A 14061-nucleotide genomic window follows, 5' to 3' on the forward strand; every position below is an offset into this window, starting at 1 on the left:
TGCGTCACGCCTTCGCCGCAGCGCAGCAATATCGCCTCCCTAAAGCCCCCGCGACCACCGCGCCATTTCGGCGGCGGGATAGGGGGATTGATCGATGACCATTCAGTACAGGAACCGCCTGCTGGCCGGGGCCGCTTTGATCGTGATGCTGGCCGCGGCGCCGGTGTCCGCCGCGGAGGCCGCGGTGGAGGCGGCGGTCGAAGCGGACGCGGGCGAGGGCGATGTCGCCGAAATCGTCGTGCTCGGGCAGGGGCAGGCGCGGCAGGTGCAGGAAATCGCCGCCGCCGACATTGCGCTCGAAGTGGCGGGGATCAGCCCGCTCAAGGCCATCGACAAGCTGCCGGGGGTGAATTTTCAGGCGGCTGACCCGTTCGGCGCCTATGAATGGTCGTCGCGCATCTCGATCCGCGGCTTCGCGCAGCAGCAGTTGGGCTTTACCCTCGACGGCGTGCCGCTCGGCGACATGAGCTATGGCAACCACAACGGCCTGCACATCAGCCGCGCGATCATCAGCGAAAATGTCGGCCGGGTCGAGGTCGCGCAGGGCGCGGGTTCGCTGGGCGCCGCGTCGTCGAGCAACCTTGGCGGGACGATCGAATTTTTTGCGCGCGAACCCGGCGAGGCGTTCGGGGTCGAGGCGTCGGGCACCTATGGCAGCGAGGAAACCAAGCGCGCGTTCGTGCGCATCGACAGCGGTGCGATCGGCGCGAACGGCCCGCGCCTGTCGCTGAGCTATGCCTGGGCTGACGCCGACAAGTGGAAGGGCGACGGCGTCCAGCGCCAGCATCAGGTCAATGCGCGGATCGTCCAGCCGGTCGGCGACGGGCAATTCTTCGGCTTCGTCAACTATTCGGACCGCGCCGAGAACGACTATCAGGACCTGAGCGCCGGGATGATCGACCGGCTGGGGTACCGCTGGGACAATTTCGCCAAGGATTGGGACACCGCGGTGCGGGTCGCCAAAGTGTATCAGAACCAGGTGGCGCGCGCCGCGTTCAACACCGGGGTCGCCAATGGCTCGCTGCCGCTGGGGGCGGTGTTCACCGCCCCCTATGCCGGGGTTGGCGAGGCGTTTCCGGCGCCGGTCGCGAGCGTCGACGACGCCTATTATGACGCATCGGGTCTGCGCAAGGACTGGCTGGCCGGGGTCGGCGTCGAAGCGCCGCTGAACGAATTTTGGACGCTGAACGCCATGGGCTATTACCATGGCAACAAGGGGCGCGGGCTGTGGTTCACCCCCTATGTGACCACCCCGGGCGGCGCACCGATGACGATCCGCACCACCGAATATCATATCGAACGCTATGGCATCGTCGCCAGCAGCCTGTTCACGCTGGGCGACCACAAGGTCGAGCTTGGCATGTGGTACGAGGATAATGACTTCAATCAGGCGCGGCGTTTCTATGGCCTTGCCGACACCGCCGGGGCGCCGAGTCGCGGCAGCCTGAAATTCCCGAAAGACCCGCTGGCGACCCATTGGAATTTCGATTTCAACACCCAGACGCTGCAATATCATGTGCAGGACACGCTCGATCTGGGGCGGTTCCAGATCAACAGCGGGTGGAAAGGGCTGCGCGTCACCAACCTCGCGACCCCGATCGTCCGCGGCGGGCTCGCCGCGGGACGCACCGAGGCGAAGGACTGGTTCCTGCCGCAGACCGGCCTGCTCTATCGCGTCAACGACGATAATGAGCTGTTCGCGAGCTACACCGAAAATATGCGCGCGTTCGAAAGCTCGGCGACCGGCGGGCCGTTCGCGACGACGCAGGCGGGGTTCGACGCGCTCGACCTCAAACCCGAAACCTCGACGACTTACGAGCTCGGTTTCCGCACCAGGTCGCCGCGCTTTCAGGGGGTGATCGCGGGCTATTATGTCGATTTCAAGGATCGCATCATCGCCTTTGCCAATGGCTCGGGGATTCAGGGCAACCCCGCGATCCTGCAGAATGTCGGCGATGTGCGCTCATGGGGCGTCGAGGCGGCGGGGACGTTCCGCGTCACCCCCCAATTGTCGCTGTTCGCTTCCTACGCCTATAACGACTCCGAATATCGGGACGATGTCGTGAATGCGGCGGGAGCGATCGTCGCGGCGACCGCGGGCAAGACGGTGGTCAATTCGCCCAAGCATCTCGCCAAGGGCGAAGTCACCTGGGACGATGGCAGCTTCTTTGCCCGCGTCGGCGCGAACTACACCGGCAAGCGTTATTATTCGTTCGAAAATGACGCCGAGGTTGGCGGTTTTGTGATCGTCGATGCCAGCATCGGGTACCGGCTGAACGACCGGATTTCGGTGCAGGCCAATGCGACGAACCTGTTCGACAAGGAATATGTGTCGACGATCGGGACCAACGGCTTTGCCAACCGCGGCGACAACCAGACGCTGCTCGCGGGCGCGCCGCAGCAGTTTTTCGTGACGCTGAAGGCCGGGTTCTGAGCTTTGCGAAGAGGGGGAGCGGACGGGCGCCGTCCCGGTTCCGGATGACGGAACCAACGGATACGCCTTTCCGTTGACGATGGTGGCGCGGTCCCGCTAGGGCCGCGCCATCATTTATTGGGAAATATGTTCATGACCGATACGCCCCCCGACCGCATGTCGACCAACCCGCGCTCGCCCCATTTCGACATGGAAGTGCTACAGCGCGGCATCGGAATCCGCTTCAAGGGCAAGGAGCGCACCGACGTCGAGGAATATTCGATTTCCGAAGGCTGGATCCGCGTCGCGGCGGGCAAGTCGAAGGACCGTTTCGGCCAGCCGATGACGATCAAGCTGTCGGGCGAGGTCGAGGCGTGGTTCGAGGATACGGCTGCCGCCAGTGAGGGCGAAGCGCCCAAGGATGCGGGCGACGAAGCCTAGAGCCTGTCCTGCTCAGGCTGAATCAATTCACCGTAGCCCTGAGCCTGTCGAAGCACCGTCCTTCTTCTTTCGACGCTGGGAAGAAAGAACGACCCTTCGACAAGCTCAGGGCGAACGGATTTTGGAGACGGCAGTCGCCATGCGACTTCGCGCGCCGACCACGACGCGGCACGAATTCTCTTCGCATCAGCGATGGTTTGAATTGAGCCGTTACTGGCCGAGCGACGCGGCCACGACTTCCAGGCCGTTGCCGGGTTTCCAGTCGTTCTGCGCCCATACCGGCGCCTTGAAGCTCGGCGCCTTGTTCGGGGTGCCGCCCGCATAGATGAAACCCTGCACCGGGTTGGCGCGGAGGCCAAGGTCGCCGATCGGCGCGTACCACACGCGAACCATGCTCCAGTCGCCGGCGTCGCTGACGTCGACGACGCGGACGTTGCGCTCGATCTGGCCGCGGCGGCCGTTGATCGGCGACCAGTTGGCGTGGTCGATGCGGATTTCGCGGTCGCTGATGATTTTCTTGACCACCGCGACATGGCCCATCGGCATCCCGCGGGTCCCGGCGAACGCCATCACCGCGCCCTCGCGCGGTTCGTCGCCGCGGGCATAGTCATTGGCGGCCTGCGCCCACCAGGTCTTGGCATTGCCGCGAATGTCGATGCCCGATTCGGCGCGGGCAAAGGGAACGCACTGGAGATAGCTTTGCGCGGCGGCGGGGGTGCTGACGAGCAGGCCGGTGAGCGTCATGACGGACGCCACGGCGGCAGCCAGAAAGCGACGATAGAGCATGAAATGCGACCCCCAAGGCTTGTGTTCAAGCGTTGGAGCGTCCTTGCCATGCTTTGCGCCGTGCACCACCTGCCGAGCGACGAATTGCGCCGCCGATGCGGTAAGCGGCGGAACCTTTTGTTAAGCCCGTCAATTCGTCGTGCGACGGGTTCGGTTGGTCGCCGCCAGCACCATTGTCAGGCCGCGGCGCTCGCTGCCGAATCGGCCGGTCGGAACAGTGCCAGCACGTCGGTCGCGGGCATCGGGCGGCCGTAATAATAGCCCTGGATGTTGCTGCACCCCATCGTGCGCAGCGTTTCGACTTCCAGCTCGGTTTCGGCGCCCTCGGCGGTCGTGGACATGCCCAGGCTGTCGGCCAGCGCGACCACGGCGCGGATGATCGCGATCGATTCGATGCTGCCCTTGGCGGCGCCGACGACGAAGCTGCGGTCGACCTTGATCGTCGAAAATTGGGTCTTGCGCAGATAGCCGAGCGACGAATAGCCGGTGCCGAAATCGTCGAGGCTGAGGCGGATGCCCAGCCCGATCAACTGGTCGAGCAATTGCGCCGCGCCGCCGCCATCGCGCAGGAACACGCTTTCGGTGACTTCGATTTCGAGCCGCTGCGGCGGCAGCCCGCTCTGCGCCAGCGCCGATACGACGACCGAGGCGAAACTGGGGTCGGTGAGCTGTTCGGCCGACACGTTGATCGCGACCTTCAGGTTTGACGGCCATCGCATCGCTTCGTGGCACGCGGTGCGCAGCACCCATTCGCCGATCGGCGCGATCAGGCGGGCGTCTTCGGCCAACGGGATGAAGCGCCCCGGCGACACATTGCCAAGCTTCTGGTTGTTCCAGCGGATCAGCGCCTCGAACCCGTTCAATGTGCCGTCGGCCGCGGTCACCACCGGCTGATAATAAAGTTCGAATTCGCGGCGTTCGAGCGCGCCGCGCAATTCCTGTTCCATCACCCGCCGTTCTTCGGCCTGTGCGTGCAGCGACGCGACATAGGCGGCGACGACATTGCCGCCGCGGTCCTTCGACTTGTAGAGCGCCAGGTCGGCGTTGCGGGTCAGCGTTTCGACCGTCGCGCCGTCCTGCGGCCCGATCGCAAAGCCGATGCTGGCGCCGACGAACAATTGGTGATTGTCGACCACATAAGGCCGGCTGATCGTCGCGATCAGGCGCTTGGCCAGTTCTTCGGCGGCGTCGGCCGACGGGACATTGTGCAGCACGACCGCAAATTCGTCACCGCCAAGGCGCCCGCAGGTCATCCCGCGCTCCATCAGCCCCTTCAGCCGCGCCGCGACCTGCGCGAGCAATTTGTCGCCGACCGGGTGACCCAGCGTATCGTTGACCGCCTTGAACCGGTCGAGGTCGATCATCAGCATCGCGCAGCGCGATTTGGCGTCGATCGCATGGTTGAGGGCGCGCGCCAGATCCTCGTTGAGGCTGAGCCGGTTGGGCAGGCCGGTGAGATTGTCGAAGCGCGCCATCTTGGCGATTTGTTCGGCGGTGGCGCGCTGTTCGGTGACGTCCGATCCGACGCCGCGGAAGCCGAGGAACTTGCCCGCTTCGTCGAGGCGCGGCGAGGCCGACAATTCCCACCAGCGCGGCGCGCCGCCGATCGTCACCGGTACGATCAGGTTCGAAAAACTCTCGCGCCGCTTCATCCGTTCGGCCATTTCGTGCAGGCTTTTGGGAAACAGCCCGGTGTCCCACGCATCGCCGGACAGCGCCTGGAGCAGCGGAACGCCCTCCAGCGCTTCGGCGCTGGCACCCAGCGCAAAGGCCAGACGCGGCGACACATGGACCAGGCGGCGGCTGTTGTCGGTCTGCCACAGCCAGTCGGCCGAGGTTTCCTCAAATTCGCGCAGCAGCAGGCTGACCGTTTCGGTCTTTTCGTGCAGCGTTTCCTCGGCGCGGCGATAGCGGATGTGGTTTTGCGCGAAACGCACGCAGAAGCTGCACAGCAGGAATCCGGCGACCAGCGCGACGGCGGCCAGTTGCGGCGCCCCGGCGCGAACGAGCGCCGCAACCGCGGACAGCGTGACCGGCGCGATGAACAGGATGCACGCCATCGGGACGCTGTGCGCCACGATCGCCAGCGTGACCATCATCAGCACCGCGATCGTCCACATCGACAGGACATGATCGAGCGGCGGGGTGAGCCCGTGCAGCCAGAAGGGTGCGCCCCACAGCAGGGCCGAATAGAAGCCGTGGCGGTTGCACAGCCGATATTCGGCGATCCCCGACAATTTCGGATCGCCCAGCGGCAAGCGACGGAACTGGTTGTACGACCACAGGCTGAAGATCAGGCTGACACCCAGCCAACCGCCCGCGATCGCGATCGGAACGCTGAGGATCATGGTGAGGGCGGCGACCAGCGCCATCCCGAGCCCCATGAACAGGCGCAGCGAGCCGCGGCCGCGCAGCGGCGCCAGTTGCAACTGGCGGAGGTTGCCGATGTCCGCATCATGCGGTCCCAGCCCCAACAGGGTCCGCACGGGAATCTCTTCGGCTGGTATCTGGTCCAACGGGCTCTTCACCCGCCCTGTTTAGCGGGCGGGTGTTACCCGAAGGTAACCAGCGCGTTCATGTAACGCCTTTTTTGTCCAGCGGCGGGACAAGAATTTACGCGCAAGGTCAGGGGCTTGGATCGCCCTTGGCCCTAGGCCGCCATGGCAAAGGGCTGGATTTCCCCGGCCAGATATTGGGCGCGGGCTTTCGAGCGGCTGAGCTTGCCCGAACTGGTGCGCGGCAGGGTGCGCGGCGGGATCAGCTCGATCAGGCAATTCATGCCGGTGATCGCGCGGACGCGGTCGCGAATCGTCTCGCGCAGCGCAAGCCGTTCGGCATCGTCGCTGGTGCGGCACTGGACGAGCACCGCGGGGGTTTCCTCGCCCCCCGGTGCGGTGATCGCGAAGGCCGCGATGTCGCCCGATTTGAAGCCCGGCAATTGCTCGACCGCCCATTCGATGTCCTGCGGCCAGTGGTTCTTGCCGTTGATGATGATCATGTCCTTGGCGCGGCCGACGATATAGATGTAACCGTCTGACAAATAGCCCATATCGCCGGTGTCGAGCCAGCCGTCGACCAGACAGGCGGCGGTCGATTCGGGATCGCGATAATAGCCGGTCATCAGCGACGGGCCGCTGCACCACACTTTGCCGACCGTCTGGTCGGGGAGCGCATTGCCGAGCTCGTCGCGCACCTCGATCACCATGTCGCGCGCGGCGCGGCCGCAATTGACGATGGCGCGATAACGCGTCGGGCGTCCGGCGTCGCCCGCCGCGCCCGACAGTTCGGTTTCCTCGACCAGTTCGACGACAATGCCTTCGCCGGGCGGCATGATGCTGACCGCGAGCGTCGCTTCGGCAAGGCCGTAGCTCGGCAGGAAGGCGCTGGCCTTGAAACCCGCGTCGGCAAAGGCATCGACGAAGCTCTGCATCACGTCGGGGCGGATCATGTCGGCGCCATTGCCCGCGACGCGCCAGCGCGACAGGTCGAAGCGGTCGGCGACATGCGTCTGGCTCGACACGCGGCGCGCGCAAATGTCGTAACCAAAGGTCGGCGAATAGCTGAGCGTCGTCCCTTCGTTGCGGCTGATCAGGTCGAGCCAGGCGAGCGGTCGGCGCGCGAAATCTTCGGTCTTGAGATAGTCGACCGACACCTGGTTGGCGACGGGCGAGAGCAGGCAGCCGACGAGGCCCATGTCGTGATACCAGGGCAGCCAGCTGACGCAGCGGTCGCTATCCTGCACTTCCATGCCGTGGCTGTGCGCGGCGAGATTGTTGAGCAGCGCGGCGTGGGTCACCGCGACGCCGTGCGGGAAGCGCGTCGAGCCGCTGCTGTACTGAAGATAGCAGGTTTCGTCCGATTGCTGCGCGGGCAGGTCGGCAACCGGGGCGGGGCTCGCGGCAAATTCGCTCCAGTCGACGGGTTTGACGCCTTCCTTTTCCGCCGCTTCGACTGCCATCGCGGCGATTTCGGGCGGGAAGAACAGCATCGTCGGGTCGCAGCTCGTGAGCTGGACAACGAGCTGGCCGACATAGGAGTCGCGGCCGCCGAAGCTCGTCGGCAGCGGCAGCGGCACCGGCCAAGCGCCGGCATAGATGGTGCCGAAGAACAGCGCGGCAAATTCGGCGCCGGTTTCGGCGATCAGCGCGATGCGGTCGCCGGGCTTCACCCCTGCGGCGATCAGGCGATAGGCGGTCGCCAGGGCGTCGGCCTTGAGCTCGCTGTACGGATAGGGGCGGATCAGCTTCCCGCGCGGATCGTGGAAATTGAGCCCGCGGCTGCCCCTCGCGGCATAGTCGAGCGCCTCGCCAACGGTGGCGAAGTCCGAAAAGCGGCGCGGCAGGGCGCATTCGGTCGGCGTCGGCGCGAGCGCGTCCGCTTCGGTGGCAGTGAAATCGGTCATAGGGGGTGCGACATCCCGCGAAACGGGCCGCGCGGCAACAAGCATGTCATCTTTTTGAGCCATGTTACCGTGCGCGAGCCCTGTGTTGTTAGAACAATCGCCCATTTCCGGGCTTTGGCGCCCGATATGGCGGTGTTGATCGTTCTCAATCAGGCCCGACTGTGGCACAAACATGGCATATGCCCAAGCATCGCGCTCACCCCGACCGATCGAAAAGGCCGCTCGGCGCAGCGAAGCTCGACGAGCTGGCACTCGCCTATGTCGCGCGATTTGCGACCAGCCGCGCCAAGCTGACGCGCTATCTTGCCCGAAAAGTACGCGAATCCGAGTGGATGGACGAAAGTGACGCCATGGCGGCGTGCGAGGCGATCGCCGACCGGATGGAGCGGCTGCGCTATCTCGACGACCGCCAATATGCGGCGATGCGCGCGGGCGCGATGACACGCCGCGGCTTGGGGGTGCGGCGAGTGAAGGCACAGCTTTATGTCGACGGAATCGCCGAAGCGGACAGCGGCGAAGCGATCGAGACGGCGGAGGGCGCCGCGGTGGCGGCCGCCGTGGGATTCGCGCGGCGTCGACGGTTCGGGCCGTTTGCGGTCAGCGGCAGCGACGATCCAAAGCTGCGCGAGCGGCAGATCGCTGCCTTTCTGCGCGCGGGGCACAGCATGACGATCGCGCGCCGCATCCTCGCCGTCCCGCCGGGAGACGAGATGGCGCTGGCGGCGCTGGACGACGAAGCGGGGCTTGACTAGGTCGGGCGTCATCACGGGATAAGGAATTGCCGATGCGTGCCATTTTTACCGCCCTTGCCCTCGCGCTGGCGCTGCCGATCGCGGCGTGCAGCAGCGACGCCAGCGAGGAGGCGCGCGTCGCGACGATCCCGGTGACGATCACGGCGGCGGGCACGGCGCATGTCTTCAACGTCGAAGTGGCGCGAACCGACGCCGAACAGGACCAGGGACTGATGTTCCGCACCAGCCTGCCCGCTGACGGCGGCATGTTGTTCCCGTTCGAAAAGCCGCGGATCGGCAGTTTCTGGATGAAGAACACGCTGATCCCGCTCGACATGATCTTCATCCGCGCCGACGGCAGCATCGACCGCATCGCCGAAAACACGATCCCCGAATCGCTCGAACCCGTGGTCAGCGGCGGCGAAGTGTCGGCGGTGCTCGAACTCGCGGGCGGCACCGCGGCGAAGCTTGGCATCGACGAGACGGCGAAGGTGACGTGGAAGGATTAAGCCGTCCCCGTTTCCGTTTGTCCTGAGCTTGTCGAAGGACCGTTTTTGCTTTCGACGCCGACAAGAAAAAGGACAGCCCTTCGACAAGCTCAGGGCGAACGGACAAAGGGGAAGCTCGATGCCGCTTTGACGCTTGCGCGACCGCTCTCCTTGCCTGTAAACGCCTCGCCATGAGCATCCTTGGCAAGATTTTTACCTGGTGGGACGGTGCGACCGTCGGCACGCTGCTGAACAGCTGGAAAACCGGCGAAAAGGTGGGCGTGGACAGCCTCGGCAACACCTATTATCGCGCGCGCAAGGGCGACCGCCGCTGGGTGATCTACAACGGATCGAACGACGCCAGCCGGGTGCCGCCCGAATGGCATGGCTGGCTGCACCGCACCTATGACGAGCTGCCCGCCGATGTGCTGCCCGCGCCGCGCGCGTGGGAGCAGGCGCCGAGCGTCAACCTGACCGGGAGCACGGGTGCCTATCGCCCCGCCGGCGCGCTCGAGCGCGGCGGCCAGCGCGCTGCGGCGACCGGCGATTATGAGGCCTGGCGGCCCGGCGAATAATGTCGCGGCGGACGACGACCGCGCTGATCGCGCTGCTGACCGCGAGCACGCTTGCGGCCTGCGACCGGACGCCGTCGAAAGGGAATGGCAGCGCGACGGTGCAGACCGTCGCCAAATCCGAACGCGTCCCCGACGAGGTCGGCGGGATCGAAGGCGCGACCCCGATGGCCGAGCGCGTGGCCGTCGTCGGCCTGCTCAACAAGCGGAACGGGCTGGTCCGCGAGCTTGAAATGAAACCCGGCGAAGCCGCGCGGGTCGGCCGGGCGATCGTCCGGCTGCGCGCGTGCGAGCAAACCGCGCCGTGGGAGGATCCGCCCGAAACCGGCGCCTTTGTCCAGCTGACGGTGCAGGATCAGAGCGACGACAAATGGCGGCGCGTCTTTTCGGGCTGGATTTTCCGTGAACGCCCCGACCGCAATATCATCCAGCACCCGATCTATGACGTGTTCGTCAAAAGCTGCGCGATGACATATCCCGGCGGCGAACCCGTCGCCCCCGCGGCGACGAAATCGGGCTCAGCGGCAGCGCCCAAGGCGTCGAGCGCGCCCCAGTCGCCCGCGACGAACGGCGGCGAAGGCGGCGAAACGCCCGCAGCTCCGACGCCTGCGCCCGCCGCGGCGCCATCGCCGCCCGCCAACACCGAATAGAGCCGCGCCAGATAATCCGCCTGACGGATCTCGATCGCGCCGAGACTGGCGAGGTGGGGGGTGATGAACTGGCAGTCGAGCAATTTCCAGCCGCCCGCAACAAGGCGCGCGACGAGGTGCGCGAGCGCGACCTTCGACGCGTCGCGCACCCGGCTGACCATCGATTCGCCGAAAAAGGCGCGCCCGAGCGAGACGCCGTAAAGGCCGCCGACCAGCTCATCGCCCTGCCAGCATTCGACGCTGTGGGCATGACCGATCTGGAACAGCCGGTCATAACTCGCCTTGATCACCGGGTTGATCCACGTCGTCGGCCGGTCGCTGGCGGGTTCGGCGCAGAGCGCGACCATGTCGGCAAAGGCACGGTCGGTGGTGACGCGAAAGCGATCGGCGACGATCGTCTTCTTCAGGCTGTGCGACAGGCGGAAGCCATCCAGCGGCAGGATCGCGCGCAGCCGCGGCTCCACCCAATGGACCGACGGATCATCCGCCCCGTCGGCCATCGGGAAAATACCCTGCGCATAGGCGCTGAGCAGCAGCGCAGGGTCGATGGATTCGAAATGCTTCAGGACGCGGGCTTCACGAATTTCAGCGTCATGCGGTCCGATTCGCCGATCGCGACATATTTGGCGCGGTCGGTGTCGCCTTCGCGCAGGCTGGGCGGCAGCGTCCAGACGCCCTTTTCATAATCCTTCGTGTCTTTGGGATTGGCGTTGATTTCGCTCTTTTCAGCGAGCTTGAACCCCGCCGCCTCGGCAAAGGCGATGATCGAGCTTTCCTTCATATAGCCCGATTTTTCTTCCTTCGCGGCATCGTCGCTCTCGTTCAGCCGATGCTCGACGACGCCCAGCGTGCCGCCGGGTTTCAGCATCGCGAAAATCTGCTTGAACGCATTGGCGGTGTTGTCGGTGCCGCCGAAACGCCAGTTGTGGACGTTGCGGAAGGTCAGGACGACGTCGGCGCTGCCGTCGGGAACCTTGGGATTGGTGCCGGCATTGGGGAATTCGGCGAGCTTGATGCCACCATAGAGGTCGGCATTCGCACCCTGCCATTCCTTGATCCGGTTGAGCCCGCGTTCCCACGGCGCCGCGGCATAGAGCGTGCCGCCACCCGCTTTGGTGAGCGGCGCGAGGATTTCGGTATACCAGCCGCCACCCGGCCACAGCTCGACGACCGTGTCGCCGGGTTTGACGCCAAAGAAGGCAAGCGTTTCGGCGGGATGGCGATGGGGGTCGCGCGCCGTGTTCGCGGCGGTGCGGGTGGGGGCGGCGACGGCGGCGGCGATGGCGGCTTCGGCCTTGTGCGCGGCATGGGGATCCGCGGCATGACCGGCATGTTGCGCCGCAGCGGGGACGGCAATCAGGGCGGCTGCACTTGCAACCAGGAACAGGGAACGCATATGGGCACCTCTCTCCAAGGGGGAAGACTCCCTGTTTGCGAAGGTGCGCGCGTCAATGCAAGGGTCGATGCTGATTGTCAGTGCTGCGGGCGCCGCGGTGGCGGTCGCCGCCGAGGTCGCGGACTGGCGGCGGCGCAACCGGCGCGACGTCGATGCGGTCGGATTTATGCCGTGGCGCGGGATTGCGCTGGTGGGGGTAGCGGTCGCCTTGCTGGCCGCGGCGCTGGCGCTCAAGCCATGAATTGACCGTCGCCCCCGCGAAGGCGGGGGCCGCAATCGGTTCACGCAGCGACGAAGGAAAAGGCCGACAGCGGCCCCCGCCTTCGCGGGGGCGACGTCATGTTACAGACACGCTTCCAGATACGGCTGGTCAAAGCCGTATTGGCGTGCTTTTTCCAGCGTATAGGGGCGCAGGCCCATCGCGCGATATTCGCCGACAATCTTGCCGTCCTTGTCCTCGTCGAGATATTCGAACTTGAACAATTCCTGCGTGACGATGACGTCGCCTTCCATGCCGATCACCTCGGTGACGTTGGTGACGCGGCGCGAACCGTCGCGCAGGCGCTTGATCTGGACGATGAGGTCGACCGAGTCGGCGATCTGCTTCGAGATCGCTTCCTTCGGAATCTTGATGTCGCCCATCAGCACCATATTTTCCATACGGCCGAGGCATTCGCGCGGGCTGTTCGAGTGGAGCGTACACATCGATCCGTCGTGACCGGTGTTCATCGCGGCGAGCAGGTCGAAACACTCGGCGCCGCGGACTTCGCCCATGATGATGCGGTCGGGACGCATACGCAGCGCGTTCTTCACAAGGTCGCCCATGTGGATCGCGCCATTGCCTTCGAGGTTCGCGGGGCGCGTTTCGAGCGGCAGCCAGTGCGGCTGCTGCAGGCGAAGTTCGGCGGCGTCCTCGATCGTCAAAACGCGTTCGCCGGGGTCGATCATCTTGGAGAGGGCGTTGAGCATCGTCGTCTTGCCCGAGCCGGTACCGCCCGAAATGACGATATTGAAGCGGCTGGCGCCCGCGATCTTCAGCGCGGTGCACATCTTCTGGCTCATCGCGCCCCACTGGCAGAGCATGTCGAGCGTGATCGGCTTGGCCGAGAACTTACGAATCGAGATCGCGGTACCGCGAAGGCTCAGCGGCGGCACGATCACGTTCACACGAGAGCCGTCCTTCAGACGGGCGTCGGCGAGCGGGGTGGTCTGGTCGACGCGGCGGCCGACGAGGTTGCAGATGCGCTGCGCGATCTGGAACAGATGCTGTTCGTCGCGAAACTGGATCGGCGCGATGACCAGCTGGCCCTTGCGCTCGATATAGGTCTGATACGGACCATTGACCATGATGTCCGAAATGTCGGGGTCGGCGAGCAATTCCTCGAGCGGGCCGAAGCCCAGGAGCTCGTCGACGAGCACCTTTTCGAGCGCGAATTGTTCGCGGCGGTTCAAGGTGATGCGCAGTTCCGCGAGCACTTCGAGGATGATCGGGCGGAATTCCTCGGTCAGCTCGTCCTTGCTGAGCGTCGCCGCGGCTTCGGGATCGACGCGTTCGAGCAGGCGCGGCAGCACCTGTTCCTTGATCTTGTGGACGCTGGCTTCGAACCCTTGCGCCTTTTCGGGCTCCATCGCTTCGGCGGTCGAACGCTGGTTCAGCCGCTCCATCGCCTCTTCTTCGGGCGACAGGTTCGACGGCATTTGCGGGATGTCGATCGCGGGCGGCGTTTCGATCGCCGGGAATTGCGCGCCGCCGGGCACGCCCGATCCACCCTGCATCGGCTTCGCCACGCCAAAGGCGGGGCGGCCAGCGGTTCCGGGTCGGCGTCCGAATGCACTCATTCGCTTTGTCCTGTTCTTCCAAATCCATCGGGAGCATCGCCGCGCGGCTGGTGCATCCCCATCCGACACGGTGAATAAATCGGAAACTTTGACATTGTCCTAATGCGCGCGGGCGAATGCGAGGGGCGGTATGAGGGGGCGGGTTTGGGGTGGATTCCCGACCGTCTCCAACCTCCGTTCGTGTCGAGCGAAGTCGAGACACGCCGAAGGCTCACGCCAAGCCACGCGTATCTCGACTTCGCTCGATACGAACGGGGACTGGATTGCGCGGCTGATTCCGGTCGAGACCTGCCCCGCCGACCAACGCTCAACGCCACCCCACCCACGAAAAAAGCCCGCATCC

12 protein-coding genes and 1 pseudogene are annotated in these 14061 nt (G+C 65.3%); 7 read left to right on the forward strand and 6 right to left on the reverse strand.

Going from position 1 to position 14061, the window contains the following annotated elements; genetic code table 11:
• Positions 1 to 94 precede the first annotated feature (94 nt).
• Together G9408_RS12010 and G9408_RS12015 are read left to right on the forward strand one after the other, a co-directional pair.
• A complete protein-coding gene (locus G9408_RS12010) occupies positions 95 to 2434 on the forward strand; it encodes a TonB-dependent receptor (protein WP_168454251.1) in 2340 nt (779 codons plus the stop codon).
• 132 nt (positions 2435 to 2566) lie between these two features.
• Complete coding sequence (locus G9408_RS12015; RefSeq protein ID WP_168454252.1) at positions 2567 to 2854, forward strand: DUF3297 family protein; 288 nt, start codon at positions 2567 to 2569, stop codon at positions 2852 to 2854.
• A 210-nt stretch (positions 2855 to 3064) separates the two neighbouring features.
• Here G9408_RS12015 and G9408_RS12020 read toward each other — a convergent pair whose 3' ends face one another.
• The 3 genes from G9408_RS12020 to G9408_RS12030 all read right to left on the reverse strand — a co-directional run bounded on the left by G9408_RS12020 (position 3065) and on the right by G9408_RS12030 (position 8042).
• The gene (locus tag G9408_RS12020; RefSeq protein ID WP_168454253.1) at positions 3065 to 3640 is read right to left on the reverse strand and encodes a CHAP domain-containing protein; all 576 of its coding nucleotides are present in this window, start codon (positions 3638 to 3640) and stop codon (positions 3065 to 3067) included.
• A 176-nt stretch (positions 3641 to 3816) separates the two neighbouring features.
• Positions 3817 to 6126: a putative bifunctional diguanylate cyclase/phosphodiesterase gene (locus tag G9408_RS12025; RefSeq protein WP_408021875.1), complete on the reverse strand. Its 2310-nt coding sequence runs from the start codon at positions 6124 to 6126 to the stop codon at positions 3817 to 3819.
• A 164-nt stretch (positions 6127 to 6290) separates the two neighbouring features.
• Positions 6291 to 8042, reverse strand: coding sequence for a fatty acyl-AMP ligase (locus G9408_RS12030; protein WP_168454255.1), 1752 nt, complete (start codon positions 8040 to 8042; stop codon positions 6291 to 6293).
• 179 nt (positions 8043 to 8221) lie between these two features.
• On the opposite strand from G9408_RS12030, the gene G9408_RS12035 reads away from it, so the two are divergent.
• The 4 genes and pseudogenes from G9408_RS12035 to G9408_RS16610 all read left to right on the forward strand — a co-directional run.
• A complete protein-coding gene (locus G9408_RS12035; protein ID WP_168454256.1) occupies positions 8222 to 8794 on the forward strand; it encodes a RecX family transcriptional regulator in 573 nt (190 codons plus the stop codon).
• 32 nt (positions 8795 to 8826) lie between these two features.
• Positions 8827 to 9282, forward strand: coding sequence for a DUF192 domain-containing protein (locus G9408_RS12040; RefSeq protein WP_168454257.1), 456 nt, complete (start codon positions 8827 to 8829; stop codon positions 9280 to 9282).
• Positions 9283 to 9452: 170 nt separating this feature from the next.
• Positions 9453 to 9836, forward strand: coding sequence for an NADH:ubiquinone oxidoreductase subunit NDUFA12 (locus G9408_RS12045; protein WP_168454258.1), 384 nt, complete (start codon positions 9453 to 9455; stop codon positions 9834 to 9836).
• 230 nt (positions 9837 to 10066) lie between these two features.
• Positions 10067 to 10237 (forward strand): annotated as a pseudogene (locus G9408_RS16610) (DUF2155 domain-containing protein); the annotation flags it as partial.
• A gap of 35 nt (positions 10238 to 10272) precedes the next feature.
• Here G9408_RS16610 and aat read toward each other — a convergent pair.
• Both aat and G9408_RS12060 read right to left on the reverse strand, forming a co-directional pair.
• Entirely contained in the window at positions 10273 to 11049 is a 777-nt protein-coding gene (aat, locus tag G9408_RS12055; RefSeq protein ID WP_168454563.1) for a leucyl/phenylalanyl-tRNA--protein transferase, read from the reverse strand.
• Positions 11046 to 11879, reverse strand: a complete 834-nt coding sequence (locus tag G9408_RS12060) for a class I SAM-dependent methyltransferase (RefSeq protein ID WP_168454259.1) — start codon at positions 11877 to 11879, stop codon at positions 11046 to 11048. Before G9408_RS12060 ends, aat begins: the two co-directional genes overlap by 4 nt.
• 67 nt (positions 11880 to 11946) lie before the next feature.
• On the opposite strand from G9408_RS12060, the gene G9408_RS12065 reads away from it, so the two are divergent.
• The gene (locus G9408_RS12065; protein ID WP_168454260.1) at positions 11947 to 12120 is read left to right on the forward strand and encodes a hypothetical protein; all 174 of its coding nucleotides are present in this window, start codon (positions 11947 to 11949) and stop codon (positions 12118 to 12120) included.
• Positions 12121 to 12221: 101 nt separating this feature from the next.
• Here the strand turns inward: G9408_RS12065 and G9408_RS12070 are convergent, their stop codons facing one another.
• On the reverse strand, positions 12222 to 13718 hold the full coding sequence (locus tag G9408_RS12070) for a CpaF family protein (RefSeq protein WP_168454261.1): 1497 nt from the start codon (positions 13716 to 13718) through the stop codon (positions 12222 to 12224).
• Positions 13719 to 14061 lie beyond the last annotated feature (343 nt).

The organism is Sphingopyxis microcysteis (assembly GCF_012274265.1).
GTDB lineage: Bacteria > Pseudomonadota > Alphaproteobacteria > Sphingomonadales > Sphingomonadaceae > Sphingopyxis > Sphingopyxis microcysteis.

What these genes read in the sequence shown, in the direction of transcription:
- G9408_RS12010 (WP_168454251.1), top strand. Translation starts at nt 95, where the DNA reads ATGACCATTCAGTACAGGAACCGCCTGCTGGCCGGGGCCGCTTTGATC.
- G9408_RS12015 (WP_168454252.1), top strand. Translation starts at nt 2,567, where the DNA reads ATGACCGATACGCCCCCCGACCGCATGTCGACCAACCCGCGCTCGCCC.
- G9408_RS12020 (WP_168454253.1), bottom strand. Translation starts at nt 3,640, where the DNA reads ATGCTCTATCGTCGCTTTCTGGCTGCCGCCGTGGCGTCCGTCATGACG.
- G9408_RS12030 (WP_168454255.1), bottom strand. Translation starts at nt 8,042, where the DNA reads ATGACCGATTTCACTGCCACCGAAGCGGACGCGCTCGCGCCGACGCCG.
- G9408_RS12035 (WP_168454256.1), top strand. Translation starts at nt 8,222, where the DNA reads ATGCCCAAGCATCGCGCTCACCCCGACCGATCGAAAAGGCCGCTCGGC.
- G9408_RS12040 (WP_168454257.1), top strand. Translation starts at nt 8,827, where the DNA reads ATGCGTGCCATTTTTACCGCCCTTGCCCTCGCGCTGGCGCTGCCGATC.
- G9408_RS12045 (WP_168454258.1), top strand. Translation starts at nt 9,453, where the DNA reads ATGAGCATCCTTGGCAAGATTTTTACCTGGTGGGACGGTGCGACCGTC.
- G9408_RS12060 (WP_168454259.1), bottom strand. Translation starts at nt 11,879, where the DNA reads ATGCGTTCCCTGTTCCTGGTTGCAAGTGCAGCCGCCCTGATTGCCGTC.
- G9408_RS12065 (WP_168454260.1), top strand. Translation starts at nt 11,947, where the DNA reads ATGCTGATTGTCAGTGCTGCGGGCGCCGCGGTGGCGGTCGCCGCCGAG.
- G9408_RS12070 (WP_168454261.1), bottom strand. Translation starts at nt 13,718, where the DNA reads ATGAGTGCATTCGGACGCCGACCCGGAACCGCTGGCCGCCCCGCCTTT.